The 18070-nt window shown below is 69.6% G+C and carries 17 protein-coding genes; 11 read left to right on the top strand and 6 right to left on the bottom strand.

What is annotated here, in order from left to right:
* The first annotated feature begins 4 nt into the window (after positions 1-4).
* Positions 5-1261 (top strand): hypothetical protein, encoded by a 1257-nt coding sequence (locus B140_RS11800; RefSeq protein ID WP_018117942.1) that lies wholly within the window; start codon positions 5-7, stop codon positions 1259-1261.
* Positions 1262-1295: 34 nt separating this feature from the next.
* Here the strand turns inward: B140_RS11800 and B140_RS0103355 are convergent, their stop codons facing one another.
* The 3 genes from B140_RS0103355 to groL all read right to left on the bottom strand — a co-directional run bounded on the left by B140_RS0103355 (position 1296) and on the right by groL (position 4936).
* Positions 1296-1703, bottom strand: a complete 408-nt coding sequence (locus B140_RS0103355) for a CAP domain-containing protein (RefSeq protein ID WP_018117941.1) — start codon at positions 1701-1703, stop codon at positions 1296-1298.
* Positions 1704-2234: 531 nt separating this feature from the next.
* A complete protein-coding gene (ppk2, locus tag B140_RS0103350; RefSeq protein ID WP_018117940.1) occupies positions 2235-3134 on the bottom strand; it encodes a polyphosphate kinase 2 in 900 nt (299 codons plus the stop codon).
* Between the two features lie 158 nt (positions 3135-3292).
* Positions 3293-4936 (bottom strand): chaperonin GroEL, encoded by a 1644-nt coding sequence (gene groL, locus B140_RS0103345; RefSeq protein ID WP_018117939.1) that lies wholly within the window; start codon positions 4934-4936, stop codon positions 3293-3295.
* A gap of 208 nt (positions 4937-5144) precedes the next feature.
* Between groL and B140_RS0103340 the strand changes: the two genes are divergently transcribed.
* The 8 genes from B140_RS0103340 to B140_RS0103305 all read left to right on the top strand — a co-directional run bounded on the left by B140_RS0103340 (position 5145) and on the right by B140_RS0103305 (position 13884).
* Complete coding sequence (locus tag B140_RS0103340) at positions 5145-6500, top strand: dipeptidase (protein ID WP_040425892.1); 1356 nt, start codon at positions 5145-5147, stop codon at positions 6498-6500.
* 197 nt (positions 6501-6697) lie between these two features.
* On the top strand, positions 6698-7186 hold the full coding sequence (locus B140_RS0103335) for a Rossmann-fold NAD(P)-binding domain-containing protein (RefSeq protein ID WP_018117937.1): 489 nt from the start codon (positions 6698-6700) through the stop codon (positions 7184-7186).
* 302 nt (positions 7187-7488) lie between these two features.
* Positions 7489-10458: a Na+/H+ antiporter subunit A gene (locus tag B140_RS0103330; protein ID WP_018117936.1), complete on the top strand. Its 2970-nt coding sequence runs from the start codon at positions 7489-7491 to the stop codon at positions 10456-10458.
* A gap of 2 nt (positions 10459-10460) precedes the next feature.
* On the top strand, positions 10461-10952 hold the full coding sequence (locus tag B140_RS0103325) for a Na(+)/H(+) antiporter subunit C (RefSeq protein WP_018117935.1): 492 nt from the start codon (positions 10461-10463) through the stop codon (positions 10950-10952).
* A complete protein-coding gene (locus tag B140_RS0103320) occupies positions 10945-12708 on the top strand; it encodes a Na+/H+ antiporter subunit D (RefSeq protein WP_018117934.1) in 1764 nt (587 codons plus the stop codon). Before B140_RS0103325 ends, B140_RS0103320 begins: the two co-directional genes overlap by 8 nt.
* Positions 12709-13218: a Na+/H+ antiporter subunit E gene (locus tag B140_RS0103315; protein ID WP_018117933.1), complete on the top strand. Its 510-nt coding sequence runs from the start codon at positions 12709-12711 to the stop codon at positions 13216-13218.
* Positions 13219-13221: 3 nt separating this feature from the next.
* Positions 13222-13497 (top strand): monovalent cation/H+ antiporter complex subunit F, encoded by a 276-nt coding sequence (locus tag B140_RS0103310; protein WP_026165947.1) that lies wholly within the window; start codon positions 13222-13224, stop codon positions 13495-13497.
* Positions 13498-13500: 3 nt separating this feature from the next.
* Complete coding sequence (locus tag B140_RS0103305) at positions 13501-13884, top strand: monovalent cation/H(+) antiporter subunit G (RefSeq protein ID WP_018117931.1); 384 nt, start codon at positions 13501-13503, stop codon at positions 13882-13884.
* A gap of 212 nt (positions 13885-14096) precedes the next feature.
* Here the strand turns inward: B140_RS0103305 and B140_RS0103300 are convergent, their stop codons facing one another.
* Genes B140_RS0103300 through B140_RS0103290 form a run of 3 tightly spaced genes read right to left on the bottom strand, consistent with a single transcriptional unit; the run spans position 14097 to position 16421 of the window.
* Positions 14097-15230 carry a glutamate--cysteine ligase gene (locus B140_RS0103300; protein ID WP_018117930.1) on the bottom strand — a complete coding sequence of 378 codons (1134 nt, stop codon included), beginning with the start codon at positions 15228-15230 and terminating at the stop codon, positions 14097-14099.
* Positions 15231-15281: 51 nt separating this feature from the next.
* Positions 15282-16166, bottom strand: a complete 885-nt coding sequence (locus B140_RS0103295) for a LytR C-terminal domain-containing protein (RefSeq protein WP_018117929.1) — start codon at positions 16164-16166, stop codon at positions 15282-15284.
* Positions 16167-16199: 33 nt separating this feature from the next.
* A complete protein-coding gene (locus tag B140_RS0103290; RefSeq protein ID WP_018117928.1) occupies positions 16200-16421 on the bottom strand; it encodes a DUF3263 domain-containing protein in 222 nt (73 codons plus the stop codon).
* A gap of 16 nt (positions 16422-16437) precedes the next feature.
* Between B140_RS0103290 and B140_RS0103285 the strand changes: the two genes are divergently transcribed.
* Entirely contained in the window at positions 16438-17034 is a 597-nt protein-coding gene (locus B140_RS0103285; RefSeq protein ID WP_026165945.1) for a peptide deformylase, read from the top strand.
* A 15-nt stretch (positions 17035-17049) separates the two neighbouring features.
* A complete protein-coding gene (locus tag B140_RS0103280; protein ID WP_018117926.1) occupies positions 17050-18069 on the top strand; it encodes an N-acetylglutamate synthase, CG3035 family in 1020 nt (339 codons plus the stop codon).
* Position 18070: the final 1 nt, after the last annotated feature.

The following is an 18070-nucleotide window of genomic DNA, read 5'->3' as shown; positions in this document are numbered from 1 at the left end:
CTGCGTGCCTTCCTCCTCTTCCTTCCGCGCGGCGGTGGCCTGGTGGTGCAGCCGCGTCGCCCTGCTGCTGTACGCCGCGCACCAGCCCGTGCCCCGAGGGGACGTGGCCTATTACTTTCGCGGCCTGGAGGCCGAGGCGGGCGGCGAGCGGGCGCTCACGGAGTACCCGGACGCCTCCGTGATTCCGCTGCGGGCGCTGCACGCCCTGGTGGGGTCCGACCATCAGTCCCTCGCGGTGGCGCTCATGGTCCTCCTGCTCAGCCTCGACGCCCTCTTCTGCTACGCCCTGGCGCGGCGGCGCGCGTGGTGGGCCTACGGGTTCTGGCTGCTCTTCGGGCTGGCCCTGGCGCCCCTGTTTACCCGCCGCCTGGACCTGCTGCCGGGGCTGGCGGTGGGCGCGGCGGCGCTGTGGCTCGCCCGCTCCCCGCGCCTTTCCTCGGGGCTGCTCGCGCTGGCCACCGCCCTCAAGCTGTGGCCGCTGGCGCTGGCCTCGGGGCTGGTGGGCCGCGCGCGGGCCGCGGGCACCTGGATCCGCCTGGCCTGGTTCGGCGGCACCCTCGCCGGGCTCCTCGCACTCAGCGGGCTCACCCAGGGCTGGTGGCGGGTGGTCTCCCCGCTGACGTACCAGGACGAGCGCGGCCTACAGTCCGAGGCCATCGCCGCCACCCCGCTGCTGTGGCTGCGCGCGATAAACCCGGGGCGGTGGGACATCCGCTACGCCGCCTCCCAGAGCTACGAGGTCTTTGGGTCCGGCGTGGGGGCGGGGCTGGCCGTGGCCACCGGGTTGACGGCCGCCACGGCGCTGCTGATCGCCGGGGTGACCCTGCGCCGGTTCCTGCGCGCCGCTCCCCTCCCGCCCTCAGAATCCGCCGCCCCCGCCGAATCCGCAGCGGGCGCGGCGCGGGAGGCCGGATACCGCCCCGCCACCACGCGGGCGCTCTGGCTGCTCACCGCGCTGCTCATCATCGTGAGCGCCAAGGTCTTTTCCCCGCAGTACCTGCTGTGGGTAGGCCCGCTGGTGGCGGTGATGCTCGCCCTGGATCCCTCCCGCGCCCTGCGCTGGTGCGCCGCCCTGCTGCTGGGCGCGGCGGCGCTGACCTCCCTGGTGTACCCGGTGTTCTTCGACGCCTTCCTGGCCTCCGAGCCGGGGATCGTCGCCGTGGCGAGCGCGCGCAACCTGCTCATCGTGGCGGCCGCCGGGTGCGCCGCGGCCTGCGCGTGGCGGGAGCTGCGGGCAGAAAAGACCCCGCCCGGTAGATAACCGGGCGGGGCGGGCGCTTGCGCTGGGCTAGGCGCTAGGAGAAGCGCTGCACGGCGTAGGTGCCGTCCTCCTCGCTGTGGCTCCAGCCCACGCCCATCGCGGAGGCCTCCGAGTCCAGGATGTTGCCCCGGTGCGCGGCGGACTTCATCCAGCCGTCCACCAGCTCGTCGGGCTGGGCCTCGCCGCCGTACCAGGCGATGTTCTCCGAGAAGGCGCCGTCGCCGTGCTCGAGGTCGTGGACCTCGCGCATGTGCTCGGCCCACTCCTGGGAGCCACGCACCAGCTCGTCGTCGCAATCCACGTGCGCCAGGCCCTGCTCCTCGCGCTTCTCGTTGGTCAGCCGCACGATCTCGGCCACGTGCTCATCCTCGCAGTCGTGCGCGAGCGCCGCCTGCGGCAGGAAGGCGATCACGGCGGTGGCGGCGATCGCCCCGGCCGTCATCGTCTTGGTACCAAAGATGCTGCGAGCCCTAGTGTGTGCCTTTCACGTTCCCTAACCTGAGTTCGGAGGTTAGATTAGCAGCGTTGCCCCCCGACACCACCTATACTTTTAATCGTATATACGATACCTAATAACTCTAATAGGTTTAGATACATTAGGAAGTTTGCACATGACCGCCCCGGGCCGCCACCAAGAGTCCGAGGGCAACAAAAACCGCTGCAGCGATCCCCCTACCCCGTATGGGCATCGCCAAAGGTTGAACTTTGACCCCAGAAAGCATCTACCAAGGTATCTTTTTGTGATCTTCAACACACTTCGTCGGGCGGCCAAACCTTAGACCTTTAAAATACGGGTTTTCCCTGTTTAAATCCCTCACCTGGACCAAGGCAAGATACACGAGACTCTCCCAGGCGCAACCAGCGCAGCCCACGCACCCCGCACACCCCGCAAGCCCCAAAGGGAAAGCCCCGGCGCGATCACCACGCACCGGGGCTTGACGCGTACAAAGAACGCCCGCTGTACCGCCGCGGATCAGTCCCCGATCTGATCCCGCCCGCGCATCACGATCTTGGGGTCCGGCTGCCCCACCAGCTCGTAGTCCTTGTCCGTGTAATCGAACTTGCTCAGCACGTAGCGCATGGCGTTGATGCGGGCGCGCTTCTTGTCGTTGGACTTAATGGTGATCCAGGGGGACTCGTCCGTATCCGTGTAGCGGAACTGCTCCTCCTTGGCCCGGGTGTAGTCCCCCCACTTATCCAGGGAGGCCAGGTCCATCGGGGAGAGCTTCCACTGCCGCACCGGGTCCACCTGGCGGATGGCAAAGCGGGTGCGCTGCTCCTTCTTGCTCACGGAGAACCAGAACTTGGTCAGGGAGATGCCCGATCCCAGCAGCATGTTCTCCAGCATCGGCACCTCGCGCAGGAACTCCGCGTGCTGGGACTCCGTGCAAAAGCCCATCACGCGCTCCACGCCGGAGCGGTTATACCAGGAGCGGTCGAAAAAGACGATCTCCCCGGCGGCGGGAAAGTGCTGGATATAGCGCTGGAAGTACCAGGACGTGGATTCCCTGGGGCTCGGCTTCTCCAGCGCCACGGTGCGCGCGCCGCGCGGGTTCAGGTGCTCGTTAAAGCGCTTGATCGTGCCGCCCTTGCCCGCGGCATCGCGCCCCTCGAACAAGATAATGTGGCGCTGGCCCGTCTCCTTGGTCCAGTTCTGCCACTTGAGCAGCTCGATCTGGAGGGAGCGCTTGATGTGGTCGTAATCCTCGCGCGTCATGCGCTCGTCGTAGGGGTAGTTCTCCCGCCACGTCTCCACCGGGGTGCCGTCGGGCCGGATAAGCGCCGGATCGTCCTCGTCGGAGTCGTCCACCACGTAGCCCTCGGTCTTTGCTAAATCGATAACGGGCAGGTCGTCCTCGTGTTGCTCAGCCATGCCCCCATTTTACCTAGTTCAGACCATTGTGCCCGCCGGTCAGCCCCTCCCCCGGGGCGGCGGAAAGCAAACGGGAAACAAAGCGGCCGGGGGCCGCCCCCGCCCTCTGCGGAAGCGGCCCCCGTGGGTACCGGAAGTGGATGCCGGAACGGCGCGGCCTAGAAGCCGCCCATGCCCGCCATCTCGTCCGCGCCCGGGGCGGCGGCGGAGGCCGGCTGCGGCTTGTCCGCCACCACGGCCTCGGTGGTGAGGAAGAGCGCCGCGATGGAGGCGGCGTTCTGCAGCGCGGAGCGGGTCACCTTCACCGGGTCGTTGATGCCCGCAGCCATGAGGTCGATGTACTCGCCGGTGGCGGCGTTGAGGCCCTCGCCCGCGGGCAGGCCCGCCACCTTATCGGCCACCACGCCCGGCTCCAGGCCGGCGTTGAAGGCGATCTGCTTCAGCGGGGCGGACAGCGCCTCGCGCACGATCTTCACGCCGGTGGCCTCGTCGCCGGAGAGGTCGAGGTCGCCGTCGAGGACGTGCGCGGCCTGCAGCAGGGCCACGCCGCCGCCGGCCACGATGCCCTCGTCCACGGCGGCCTTGGCGTTGCGTACGGCGTCCTCGATGCGGTGCTTGCGCTCCTTGAGCTCCACCTCGGTGGCGGCGCCGACCTTGAGCACGGCCACGCCGCCCGCCAGCTTGGCCAGGCGCTCCTGGAGCTTCTCGCGGTCGTAGTCGGAGTCGGAGTTCTCGATCTCCGCGCGGATCTGCTTCACGCGGCCCTCGATCTGCTCGGAGGAACCCGCACCCTGCACGATGGTGGTCTCGTCCTTGGTCACCACGACCTTGCGGGCGGTGCCCAGCAGCGGGAGATCGGCGGTCTCCAGGGAGAGGCCCACCTCCTCGGAGATGACCTGGCCGCCGGTGAGGATGGCGATGTCCTGGAGCTGGGCCTTGCGGCGGTCGCCAAAGCCCGGGGCCTTCACGGCCACGGACTTGAAGGTGCCGCGGATCTTGTTGACCACGAGGGTGGACAGGGCCTCGCCCTCCACGTCCTCGGCCACGATGAGCAGCGGCTTGCCGGACTGCATGACCTTCTCCAGCAGCGGCAGCAGGTCCTTGATGTTGGAGATCTTGGAGGAGACAAGGAGGATGTACGGGTCCTCCAACACGGCCTCCTGGCGCTCCATGTCCGTGGCAAAGTAGCCGGAGATGTAGCCCTTATCAAAGCGCATGCCCTCGGTGACCTCCAGGTCCACGCCGAAGGTGTTGGACTCCTCCACGGTGATCACGGAATCCTTGTTCACCTGGCCGTTGCCCACGGCGTACATGGCCTTGGCAATCTGCTTGCCAATCTCCGGGTCGGCGGCGGAGATGCCGGCGGTGGCGGCGATCTGCTCCTCCGTCTCGACCTCCTTGGCCCCGGCCAGCAGCTTCTCCGTCACCGCGCCCACGGCCTTCTCGATGCCGCGCTTAATGCCCATCGGGTTGGAGCCGGCGGCCACGTTGCGCAGGCCCTCCTTGACCAGGGCCTGGGCCAGCACCGTGGCGGTGGTGGTGCCGTCGCCCGCGACGTCGTCCGTCTTCTTGGCTACTTCCTTGACCAGCTCGGCGCCGATCTTCTCGTAAGGATCCTCCAGCTCGATCTCCCGAGCGATGGAGACGCCGTCGTTGGTGATGGTCGGCGCGCCCCAGGACTTCTCCAGCACCACGTTGCGGCCCTTGGGGCCCAGGGTGACCTTCACGGCGTCGGCAAGCGTGTTCAGGCCCTTCTCCAGCCCACGGCGGGCTTCCTCATCAAAAGCGATGATCTTAGACATGCGGTTGGTACTCCTTAACGCGTTTATTGGGGTGACGACACCCTCGTCAACGCATCTCGGCGGGCGCCCGCGACGGCACGGATGGTGAGTGTGTTCCACCCTCACCCGGGGATGCGCTCTGTCATTTTCTGGCACTCGCTGCCGCGAAGTGCTAGATCCCGTTTTAGCAGTCCGCCCCCGCGAGTGCAAGGACGTTAGGCTGGAGTCCATGACGAAGACAGAAGCAGTGCGCACGGCGGTCCTGGGCGACCGCGACCGGATTTTTCAGCAGCTCAGCGAGATCGTCTCCTACCACTCCGTCCACGGCGACCCCGCCCTGGCGGAGCAGGCGGCCGGGGCGGCCTCCTGGGTGCACAAGGCCCTCACCGAGGCCGGGCTGGAGGTGGAGGCCATCGACACCGCCGACGGCTCCACCGCGCTGATCGGCACGAGGAAGGCCGCCGAGGGGCGGCCCACCGTGCTCCTGTACTGCCACCACGACGTGGTCCCCGCCGGGGATCCCGCCGCGTGGACCAGCGACCCCTGCACCCTCACCGAACGCGAGGGCCGCTGGTACGGGCGCGGCGCGGCGGACTGCAAGGGCAACCTCGTGATGCACCTGGCGGCGCTGCGCGCCGTGGCGGCCGCCGGGGGCAGCGACGTGGGCATCACCGTGGTGGTGGAGGGCTCGGAGGAGAAGGGCGGCGAGGGGCTCGACGCCCTGATCGAGCAGCGCCCGGAGCTTTTTGCCGCCGACGCCATCATGATCGCCGATACCGGCAACGCCGCCGTGGGCACGCCCACGCTCACCACCTCCCTGCGCGGCGGCGCCCAGCTCACCGTCACCGTGCGCACGCTAGACGGCGCCGTGCACTCCGGGCTGTTCGGCGGGGCGGCCCCCGACGCCGTGTTCGCCCTGGTGCGCACCCTCGACTCCCTGCGCGACGTGGAGGGCCGCACCGTGATCGAGGGCGTGGACACCTCCGCGCGCTGGGAGGGCGAGCCCTACCCCGTGGAGGACTTCCGCAGGGACGCCGGGGTGCTTAACGGCGTGCGCCTGACCGGCACCAGCAACGACGCCCCGGCGGACTTCCTCTGGGCGCGCCCCGCCGTGACCGTGACGGGCCTGACCTCCACCCCGGTGGCCGAGGCCGTCAACGCCGTGCCCCCGGTGGCCCAGGCCCAGCTCAACCTGCGGGTCCCGGCCACCATGTCCGCGGCCGAGACCGCCGAGGCCCTGGCCGAGCACCTGCGCGCGCACGTCCCGTGGGGGGCGCACATCGAGGTGGAGATCAAGGACGTCAACGACGGCTTCGCCACCGACGTCCAGGCCCCGGCGCTGAGCCTGCTGCGCTCCTGCCTCGCGGAGGCCTACGGCTCGGACCGCTCCGCCAGCCTGGGCTCCGGCGGTTCCATCCCCCTGACCACCAAGCTCCAGCAGACGCACCCCAAGGCGGAGATCGCGCTGTTCGGCGTGGAGGAGCCGCAGTGCCTCATCCACTCCGCGGACGAGTCGGTGGACCCCACCGAGATCGAGCGCGTGGCCATCGCGGAGGCCCTGTTCCTGCTGCGCTACGGGAAGTAACCTTGACGGCCCCGCGCCGTTAATGTAAGCTGCCCCACATGCTTCGCATCAGCGTTTCTCTTCAGCGAGTAGCCAAGGCTACGTACCCCAGTGCGGGATAGGGACTGACCCCCGCACCTGGGGAAGTAGTCGTTAGCCCACCCGCACCTTGAAGAGTCGGTCCGCCCCCTTTCACCCTCACGGACAGGACCGATCCGATGCACACCTTTTCTCCCCTCCCCCACACCTTGACCCCGTGCGACCCCTTCCAGCGCCGCTACGGGCTGCGCCCCCTGCCGCGCGGATTGCGCGAGGAGGCCGCCGGGATGGGTTGGGGCCTCTTCCTGGCCACCTACAGCCCCGCGCCGCAGCTCAGCATCGCCGGGATCAGCCCCCACCGGCTCAACCACCGGGAGACCCGCTACGGCATGGACGTGATCCGCTATTCCAAGATCCACCCGCCCCGGCACGAGCACCGGGAGCTCATCGCCTCCGGGCCGGTGGGCGCCTGCTCCGCGTTCCTCGCGGAGGAGGGCCGCCCCGTGGAGATCCTCCGCTTCCACCAGCACTCCCTCTTCCAGGCCACCGCCACCTTCCTGCTCGCCCACCACGGCCCGCGCACCGCGTGGGCGATGGGGCTGGGCAGCACCCCGGACGCCTCCGTGGCGCAGGCGCTGAGCTGCGCCGCGCAGCGGCTGCACGGCTAGAAGCGGCCGCAGCCGGGGCGGTGTCGCACGGCCCCGGGCCGCTACCGCCCGGGGAGATTAATAGGTAGACTCTGCTTTGTTGGCCGCACCCATAGATGCCGCCGCCATGAGGGGCCTCCGCCCCGCCGGCGCGGCACCGCGCTTCATCCGGGCTTCATCCGGCAGGTTCCTTCGACCGACGCCTATGAGGGGATAGGACCATATCTTTTGTTGCGGGCTGCTCGTAGTCCGGCAACCGGCAGATGACGGGGTGCCCACCTTTGCCCTTGCCCGCCTCAAGCACAAAGGAGAGCGACCACCACGTGTTAGTCCTACTGGGCGCCCTCACCCTGGCGGCCGTCCTCGCGCCGCTGCTCCTACGCTCCCTCGGCCGCCCCGCCTTCGGCCTCCTCGCCCTCGTTCCCCTGGCCGGCTTTGCCTGGGTGCTGGGGCAGTTCCTTCACGGCCCGCTCGGCCGGGGGGAGGCCCTCGTCTCCCACACCGGCTGGCTGTCCTCGCTGAACATGAACATCGTGTTCCGCCTGGACGGCCTGGCCGGAATATTCAGCCTCATCATCCTCGGGGTGGGCGCGCTCGTCCTGCTCTACTGCTGGGGATACTTTGACTCCAACCCGCGCCGCCTTTCCCTCTTCGGCGGGCACATGGTGGCCTTCTCCATGGCCATGTTCGGCCTCGTGGCCTCGGATAGTTTCCTGCTCATGTACATCTTCTGGGAGATCACCTCGGTGCTCTCCTTCCTGCTGGTGGGCTACTACGGGGAGCGCGCCTCCTCGCGCCGCGCCGCCGGACAGGCGCTGATGATAACCACCCTGGGCGGCCTGGCCATGCTCGTGGGATTCATCCTCCTGGGGCAGTCCTCGGGCGTGTGGTACTTCTCGGACCTGGGATCGATCGACCCCACCGCCGTCCCCCACATCACCGCCGCCATCATCCTCATCCTGGCGGGCGCGCTGTCCAAGTCCGCCATCGCCCCCGCCCACTTCTGGCTGCCCGGGGCGATGGCCGCCCCCACCCCGGTCTCCGCCTACCTGCACTCCGCCGCGATGGTCAAGGCGGGCATCTACCTGGTGGCCCGGCTGGCCCCGGACCTGCACGCCGTGCAGACCTGGCACCTGGTCATCGTCCCGGTGGGCATCTTCACCATGCTGATGTCCGGCTGGATGGCGCTGCGGCAAAAGGACCTCAAGCTGATCCTGGCCTACGGCACGGTGTCCCAGCTCGGGTTCATCATGGCGGTCATCTCCGTGGGCTCCCGGGAGGCCATGCTGGCGGGCCTGGCGCTCACCTGCGCGCACTCCCTGTTCAAGGCCACCCTCTTCATGGTGGTGGGCGCCATCGACCACGCCACGGGCACCCGCAACACCCAGGAGCTCTCCGGGCTGTGGCGCGCGCAGCCCTACGTCTTTGCCCTGGCGGCCCTGGCCGCGGCGTCCATGGCCGGCATCCCGCCGCTGTTCGGCTTCGTAGCCAAGGAGGCCGCCCTGGAGGCGATCCTGCACGAGGAGCTGCTCGTGGGGATGCCCGGGCGGCTGATGCTGGTGGGCATGGTGCTGGGCTCCGTGCTCACCATGACGTATAGCTGCTTCTTCCTCTACGGGGCCTTTGCCACCAAGCCGACGGACCACCCCACCGGCGGCGGCACCTCCCCGGCGGTGGCGTCCATGCACTCCATCGGCCCCACGCTCTACGCCGCGCCCACGGTCCTCATAGCCACGACCCTCGCCCTGGGTATCCACCCCCCGCTGCTCGGCGGCATCCTGGATTCCTACCTGGACGGCGCCTTCCCCCTGCCCCCGGGGCAGGAGGCCGCGCACCTCACGCTCTGGCACGGATTCGGCGTCCCGCTGCTGCTCTCCGCCGTGATCGTGGGCGCGGGCGCCCTCGTGTTCTGGCAGCGCCACCTGCTGCGCTACCTGCACCTGGAGGAGCCCGCGCTGGGCAGCGCGGACGACGCCTACGACGCCACCCTGATGTTCCTGCGCAAGGCCTCCCTGCGCCTCACGGCCTCCACCCAGCGGGGCTCCCTGATGGTCAACATCGGCATCATCTTCGCCGTGCTCACCCTGCTGCCCCTGGCCGCCCTCATCGCGGGGGCGCGCAACGACGTGCGCATGGAGGTCTGGCGCAGCCCCTGGCAGGCGGTGCTGGCCACCATCATCGTGGTCATGGCCATCGGCGCCACCCGCACCCACAACCGGCTCTCCGGGGTCATCATGGTGGGCGTCACGGGGTACAGCCTGGCCATGATCTTTGCCCTGCACGGCGCGCCGGACCTGGCGCTCACGCAGGTGCTGGTGGAGACCATCGTCATGGTGATCTTCATGCTGGTGCTGCGCAAGCTGCCCGCCACCACGGAGTGGCGCGGAACCCCCAAGGGCAACCGGAACCGGGCGTGGCTGTCCATCGCGGTGGGGCTCTCGGTGACCGTGGTGGCACTCTTTGCACTCAACGCGCGCCAGGCGGAGTCCATCTCCCGGTACATCCCCGACCTCGCCTACGAGATCGGCCACGGCGCCAACGCCGTGAACGTGCTGCTGGTGGACATCCGCGCCTGGGACACCCTCGGAGAGATCTCCGTGCTGGTCATCGCCGCCACCGGCGTGGCGTCGCTGATCTACGGCACCCGATCCTTCTCCCGGGCCTCGCGGCGCCCCACCTTAAGCACCGTGGGGCGGCGCTGGCTGGCCGCGGGGATCGACTCGGAGAAGGCCCAGAACCGCTCGCTGATGGTGGACGTGATTACCCGCATCTCCTTCCCCTCCATGATCGTGCTCTCCATGTACTTCTTCTTTGCCGGGCACAACGCCCCCGGCGGCGGCTTCGCCGGGGGCCTGGTGGCCGCCCTGGCGCTGAGCCTGCGCTACCTGGCGGGCGGGCGCGAGGAGCTGGAGGAGGCGCTGCCCATCGACGCCGGGCGCCTCCTGGGCTCCGGCCTGCTGCTCTCCGCGCTGGCCGCGATCTGGCCCATGTTCTTAGGCCGCCCGCCGCTGACCACCGAGGTCTGGGACCTCACCCTGCCACTGGTCGGGGAGACGCACCTGCCCTCCGCGCTGCTCTTCGACGCCGGCGTGTACCTCATCGTGATCGGACTCATCATGCACATCCTCACCTCGCTGGGCGGCCAGATCGACCAGGACGAGGCCGCCCGCCGCCAGCGCGCCCGCGATCGGGCCCGCTCCATGGCCCGGGAGGCGCAGCGCCGACGCGCGAGCGCCACCGCGACGCCCACCACCTCTGCCTCCGCCACCGGACCCGGAAAGGAGAACCGCTAAGAATGGTCGCCAACCTCGTCCTGCTCATCGCCGCGGGAACGCTCATCTCCGCCGGGGTGTACCTGGTTCTGGACAGGGCCATGACCAAGATGATGCTCGGGCTCATGCTCATCGGCAACGGTGCCAACCTGCTCATCCTGCAATCCGGGGGCCCGGCCGGGTCCCCGCCGATCGTGGGCCGGGAATCGGAGCAGTACGGCGATCAGATCGCCGACCCCCTGGCCCAGGCCATGATCCTCACGGCCATCGTGATCTCCATGGCGATGGTGGCCTTCATCCTCACCCTCACCTACCGTCAGTACCGCTACCGCGCCGCCGACGTCATCGAGGACGACACCGAGGATGCCGCCATCGTGGCGCGGCCCACCGTGGCCTCGGCCGCCCCGGATCACGACGCCTCGGACGACCCCGCCACGGGCCGCATGACCTCCGAGGGCGATAGCTTCGGGCCCCGGTCCTTCGAGTCCCCGGTCAAGGGGGGCGACGATGACTGATCTGCCCTCCCTCCTGGCCCCCTACATGCCCTACCTGATCCCGGTGCCCATCCTCACCCCCGCGGTGGCGGCGGCGCTGACCCTGGTGCTCGCCCGGTTCATGGGCATGCAGCGCCTCGTGGCGTTCTTCTCCCTGCTGGGCACCATCACGGTCTCCGCTCTCATGCTGATCGTGGTGGACCAGGAGGGCAGCCAGACCCTCCAGATCGGCGGCTGGGACTCCCCCGTGGGGGTCACCCTGGTGGCCGATCGCCTCTCCACCCTCATGCTCAGCGTCTCCGGCCTCGTGCTCTTCGCGGTGATGTGGTACGCCATCGCGCAGGGCGTGCGCGACGGCGGGGAGGACGACCCGGTGGCCGTCTTTGTGCCCACCTACCTGCTGCTCTCCATGGGCGTCAACATCTCCTTCCTCGCCGGGGACCTGTTCAACCTGTACGTGGGCTTCGAGGTGTTCCTCGTGGCGTCGTACGTGCTGCTCACCCTCGGCGGCTCGGTGTCCCGGGTGCGCGCGGGCGTGGGCTACGTGATGGTCTCCATGATCTCCTCCATGATCTTCCTCTTCGGCCTGGCGATGGTCTACGCCGCCGTGGGGACGCTGAACATGGCCCAGATCGGTATGCGCATGGAGGACGTGCCCTCGGGCACGCGCGCCGCCATCTTCGCCGTGCTGCTCGTGGCCTTCGGCATCAAGGCGGCCGTGTTCCCGCTCGACGCCTGGCTGCCGGATTCCTACCCCACCGCCCCGTCCCTGGTCACCGCCGTGTTCGCGGGCCTGCTCACCAAGGTGGGCGTGTACTCCATCATCAGGGCGCAGACGGTGATCTTCACCGACGGCTCGCTCAACACCATGCTCCTGTGGGTGGCCCTGGCCACCATGCTCGTGGGAATCCTGGGAGCCATGGCGCAGAGCGACATCAAGCGTCTGCTCTCCTTCACCCTGGTCAGCCACATCGGCTACATGATCTTCGGCCTGGCGCTGGGCACCGCCCACGGGCTCTCCGGGGCGATCTTCTACGCCGTGCACCACATCCTGGTGCAGACGGCGCTCTTCCTCGTGGTGGGCCTCATCGAGCGCCAGGCGGGCACCTCCTCGCTGCGCCGCCTGGGCTCCCTGCTCTACGCCACCCCCCTGATCGCCGTGCTGTACTTCATCCCCGCGATCAACCTGGGCGGCATCCCGCCGTTCTCCGGGTTCATCGGCAAGATCATGCTCATGCAGGCGGGCGCGGAGCGCGGCGACCTCATGGCCTGGCTGCTCATCGGCGGCGCGGTGGCCACCTCGCTGCTCACCCTCTACGTGATGGTGATGGTGTGGTCCAAGGGCTTCTGGCGCGACCGCAAGGACGCCCCCGAGGGGCACCTGGCGATGGCCCGCCCCGCTCCCCTGGTGGACGTCACCGACGAGGTGGAGATGACCGAGCGCGACGACGTGGGCCGCATCCCCTCCGGCATGGTCGGCTCCACCGCCCTGCTCGTGATCGCCTCGCTCGGGCTGACCGTCTTTGCCGGGCCGCTGGTGGGCGTGGCGCAGCGCGCCGCGGAGTCCGCCTCCGACGTGAGCGTGTACCGCACGGCGGTGCTCGGCAGCGCCGACCCCGAGCAGCGCACCCCGGCGCGCACGCTCGACCCCTCCGTGCGCCTGGACGAGGGGCGCGACAGCTACGAGAGCCGCACCGCCTCCTCCGCCGCCCGGGCCACCGGCGAGGAAGCGCCCCCGGCCGCGGCCACCACCGAGACCCCCGAGGAGGAGCGCTAGATGTACCAGGGTGCAAGAAACAGGATCCGCCCCCTCACCATCGGGTGGACCACCCTCCTGTGGTGCGGGCTCATGGGCGAGGTGACGTGGGCCAACGTCATCGCCGGGCTCCTGGTGGGCCTCGGCGTGGTCTTTATCCTCCCGCTGCCCCGGCTGCCCATCGCGCACCTCACCGTGGAGTGGAGGGTGCTGGCCGCCTTCCTGTGGCGCTGGCTCGGGGAGCTTTTCACCTCCAGCTTCAAGGTCGCGGCCCTGGCGCTGAGCCCCCGCCCCCTGCCCACCACCGCCATCGTGCAGGCTCCCATGCGGGTCAACAGCGAGCTGATCCTCACCCTGGCCACCGGGCTGTACAACCTCCAGCCGGGCGGCTCCATCACGGACATCGACATCGCCAACCGCATGTGGACCGTGCACCTGGTCAACGCCCCCACCCCGGAGGCCATCGCGCGCGAGCTGGACAAGATCCGCGAGCTGGAACAAAGCATGATCGACATCTTCGAGGGGAGATAACTCATGGATCCCGCTATTTATCATGCCGTGCTCACCGTGGCGGAGGTGCTCTTCTTCGCCTCCTTCCTCCTCACGAGCTGGCGCATCCTCGCCGGGCCCAACTCCCTGGACCGGGTGGTGGGCCTCGACGGCCTGGTGGCCATGATGCAGTGCGCGCTGGCCGTGTACATCTGCTGGACGCTCGACACCACGGTCTCCAACGCCATGCTGGTGATCGCGCTCCTGGGGTTTATCTCCTCGGTGTCCGTGGCCCGATTCCGCAAGAGGGATGGTTCCTAGCCCATGAACATTCAGCTCATCACCGACGCCGTCTCCCTCGCCCTCGTGCTGGTGGGTGCCGCGCTCTCCTTCGCCGGCTCCGTGGGCCTGGTGCGCTTTGGCGATACCATGTCCCGCATCCACGCCGTGGCCAAGCCGCAGACCGCCGGGCTGGTGCTCACCATCCTCGGCGCGATCATCCGCGTGGCGGGCAGCGAGAACCTCAGCCCCGGCGAGCGCGGGGACATGGGGGTGCTCCTGCTGCTCATCGTGTTTTCCTTCCTCACCTCTCCCGTCACCGCGCAGCGCATCGGGCGCGTGGCGCGCCGCGAGGGCCTGTACGCGCCCAAGGAGAAGATGGCGCGCAACGACGCCCCGGCGGACCGCTCCCTCAACAAGCGGCGCTAGGCACCCGCCGAGGTCGCTCACTGAGGCCGCTCACCGAGGCCTCAGTGGTGCACACTGAGCCCCTCAGTTTCTTCACTGAGGGGCTCAGTTTCTAGAGTGAGAGGCTCACTGTGCTCACTGAGAGTTCAGTGAGCACAGTGGATCGCATACTCGCGCGGGATAGAAAAACAGCAGGAGCCGCCCCGCCCACGAGCCGCAAGCGCGCCTACCTGCTACCGAGGGGATAGCCCCGCGTCCAGCTCGTCGCAGGCCGCCTTAACGGCGGGCACCCAGGAGCCGTGCTCCCGGTAGAGGGCCCGCTGACGCGCGTACCCCGCCCCGCGTTCGAGGATGCCCTCCACCAGGGCCAGTTCCGCCGCGCAGCCCAGCTCCTCGGCCAGCGGCATGAGCAGTTCCACCAGGGCGCGCAGGTCGTCGCGCACCCACGCCTCCTCGGTGTCCCGGGAGGTAATCACCAGGGCCTCGAGCCCGTAGCGGGCGGCCCGCCACTTGTTCTCGGCCACGTGCCACGGCTGCAGGGTGGGCAGCTCCTCCCCGAGGTCGTACATGCGGTCGTAGTGCACCACCAGGCAGTGCGTGAGCGCCACCACGGCGGAGAGCTCCTGGAGGTTGGAGGTGGCGTCGGAGATGCGCACCTCTATGGTGCCCCACTTGGGGGCGGGGCGGACGTCGAAGTGCATGGACCCGGTGTGGTTGATCACGCCGGAGATGCCCTGGTCCCGCATGTAGTCCTCCCACTGCTTCCAGGAGCCGAACTGGTACGGCATCCCGGCGGTGGGGAGCTGCTGGTAGAGCATGGTGCGGTTGGAGGCGTAGCCGGTGTCCACCCCGTCCCACCCCGGGGAGGAGGCGGTGAGCGCCAGCAGGTGCGGGTACTTGGTCATGATCGCGTTGATGATGGGCCACACCCGGTCCTCGTGGCTGATGCCCACGTGAACGTGGATGCCCCAGATGAGCATCTGGGAGCCCCAGTACTGCGTGCGCTCGATGATCTCGCTGTAGGTGCCCTTGACGGAGACCGGGTTCTCCCGGAAGTCGGAGAAGGGGTGGGAGCCGGAGGACCACACCCGCAGGCCCAGCCGGGAGGCCGCCGCGCGCACGGCGTCGAGGCCGTGGCGCAGCTCCCGCACCGCCTGGGGGACGTCGTCGCATATGCCGGTGACCAGCTCCACGGTGTTCTGAAGGAACTCCCGCTCCAGGTGTACCTCGGGGTGCTCGCGCTCCACGATCTCGATGACCTCGGCGGCCTTGTGCGCGAGGTCGTAGGTGGCGGGGTCGATGAGCGCCGCCTCCCATTCCACCCCCAGCGTGGGGCGCGGCGAGCGTGCGAAGGTGATCTCAGGCATAGCGTCTGCTTGCCTCCGTTTCAGGGTTGGGGAGGTGGGCCTGAAAGCATCCTACCGGGTGGGAGCCGCCACAGCCCCAGCCAACACCACGGTGAGGTCACCCTGCCCGGCCGTGGTGGCGGGGAGGTTGGGATCGTAGGGGCGGGCCACGCCGCCGAGCTGCTCGGCCAGCTTGCGCGCGCGCTCCTCGCTGCCGGGCTGGTAGAACACGGTGGTCTCGTTGACCTTGTACTGCTCCTCCGGGAGGTTGCCCACCTCGCCGATCTGGTTGCCCTGCCCCTCGAGCTGGCGGGAGGTGTTGGCCGCGAGGTCCTGCACGGTGGAGTTATTGAGCACGTTCACGCGCCCGGCGGGGGCCTGGGCGCCCGGCGCGGCGTTGTTGGCCTCGTTGGCCTCGGTGCCGCGCTCCGCGTTGGCTCCCTCCTCGCCGCGCGCCTGCCCGGCGCGGGGATCGCCCTGGGCGGCCGGGGCCGCGTTCGGGTCCTGGGCCTCGGCGGCGCCGCTCGAGGCGGCGGGGCGGTTGGCCTCGGGGGCACCGGCGGCGGGGTTCTGCTCGGAGGGCACCTGCTGGGGCGCGCCCGTCACGGCGGGCTGCTGCCCCGGCTGGCCCTGCTGGCCGAGCTGGGAGTTCGGCGCGCTCGCCTGGGTGGCGGGGGCGCTCGCCTGGGTAGACGCGGCGGCGTCGCCCTCCTTGTCGGCGTCATCGCCGCCGCCCACCAGGGACCAGATTCCCCAGATCGCCAGGAGGATCGCCACGGCAACCAGCACCATCGCTAAGCCCCGGAGGGGTATTCCGTTGCCGTCCCCGGATTCCTCGGGGCCGTCTACCGGCTCCGCCTCCCCGGCGGCGCCGGCCGCGTAGGCCTCCTCCGGGTAGGCATCCTCGTACCCCTCGTAGTTGCCGTACTCGTCGTAACCATCTTGATCTTTATTCACATCAGACACACTAGCCACTCTACATATCAAAAATTACATTTTCCCGTGGCGCTCCCGCAGCACCCCCAGCCGCCGCACCAGCGCCGGGTGCGCGGCCATCGCCTCGGGGGCGTCGATAAGCAGGTTGAGGCGCTGGTAGTAGCGCACCGGGCTGATCCCCAGCTCCGCCCGGATCGCCTCCTCCCGAGCGCCGAGGGCGCGCGGGGCCCGCTCGGCAAAGTCCAGCAGGCGCGCGTCGAAGTCACTCAGGGCCATGCCTACACTGTATTTCATGACTGTGCGCCCCATTGTGATCTACGGCGATCCGGTACTGCATAACCCCACGCAGCCCGTGAGCGCCCCCTACCGCGACCACGAAGCCCTCATCGAGGACATGTTCGAGACGATGGAGGTGGCGCACGGGGTGGGGCTGGCCGCCAACCAGATCGGCCTGTCCCTGCGCCTCTTCGTGTACAACTGCCCGGACGACGAGGGCCACTGGCACCGCGGGTACGTGATCAACCCGGAGCTGGAGACCTCCGAGATCCCCACGACCATGCCCGCCGACGACGGCAGCGACGACGAGGGCTGCCTCTCCGTGCCCGGCGAGGGCTTCCCCACCGGGCGCGCCCACTGGGCCAAGGTCACCGGCGTGGACCTCGACGGCAACCCCATCGAGGTGGAGGGGACGGGCTTCCTCGCCCGCTGCCTGCAGCACGAGGTGGGGCACCTGGACGGCTACGTGTACACCGATACCCTGATCGGCCGCTACAAGCGCCAGGCCAAGAAGGCCATCAAGGCCCACGAGTGGAACCGCGCGGGCAACACCTGGATGCCGGGCGTGGACCCCGACCCCTTCGGGCACGACGACGCCCCCGAGGCCGAGTAACCGCCGCCGCGCGCCATGAGCAGGTGGTTCCGCAACCAGCCCGTCGCGGTGGGCGACCGGGTGGTGGTGCGCCGCGCGCTCCCGGACACCCCGGGGCACCTCAGCGACGTCGTGGGGCACGTCCTCAGCCTCGATCCCCTCACCGTGCGCCCGCAGAAGGTGGGCGGGCTGCCCTCCCGCGCCCCGGCGGTGACCATCCCCGCCGAGCAGGTCAAGGTGGTGCGCAGGCTCTCGCCCCGGCGCGTGCTCAACTCCGAGATCCGCGCCATCGAGCAGGCCACCGCCGAGGCCTTCCCCGGCATCGAGCACAGGTGGAGCGAGGACGGCCAGTGGCTGCTGCGCGCCGGGGACGGCATCACGGAGCGCTCCAACTCCGCCACGCCCCTGGGCCCCGCCGCGAGCCTGGGCGCCGTGCCCCTCGAGGAGATCCGGGCGTTCTACGCGGAGCACGGCCTGCCGACGATCCTGCACGTCCCGGAGCGCATCGGCCGCCCGGCGGAGGCCCTGTGCGCGGGCCCGCAGTGGGAGTACGGCCCGGAGATCCTGGTGATGACCAAGGGCATCGATAAGCCTTCCCCGCAGGAGCCCGCCCCCGCCGGGGTGCCGGGCTTCCGCTTCCGGGTGGACGCGCAGCCGGACCCCGCCTGGCTGGCCATGTATCACTTTCGCGGCACGCCCCTGCCCGAGCGGGCGCTGCGGCTGCTGCGCTCGGAGATCCACGGCACGCTCGGATTTGGCCGCGTCCTTGCTACCACGGGCGAGACGGTGGCGGTGACCAGGGGCACCATCACCGAGTCCCAGGACGGGCGCCGGTGGCTGGGATACTCCGCCGTGGAGGTCGCCCCCGCGTATCGACGCCGCGGCCTGGCCTCCTGGCTGGGCGTGGAGATGCTCGCCTGGGGCGCCGAGCACGGCGCGCAGGCGGCCTACCTCCAGGTGCTCGATTCCAACGAGGCCGGGGTGAGGCTGTACGGCTCGCAGGGCTTCGTGGAGCACCATCGCCACCGCTACGCCCACCACCGGCTATCCTCGTAGC

Origin of the sequence: Corynebacterium mastitidis DSM 44356, from assembly GCF_000375365.1 — a bacterium.
Lineage (GTDB): Bacteria > Actinomycetota > Actinomycetes > Mycobacteriales > Mycobacteriaceae > Corynebacterium > Corynebacterium mastitidis.
The sequence above is the reverse complement of the archived record's forward strand: the minus strand, read 5'-3'. Positions and strand labels throughout refer to the sequence as shown.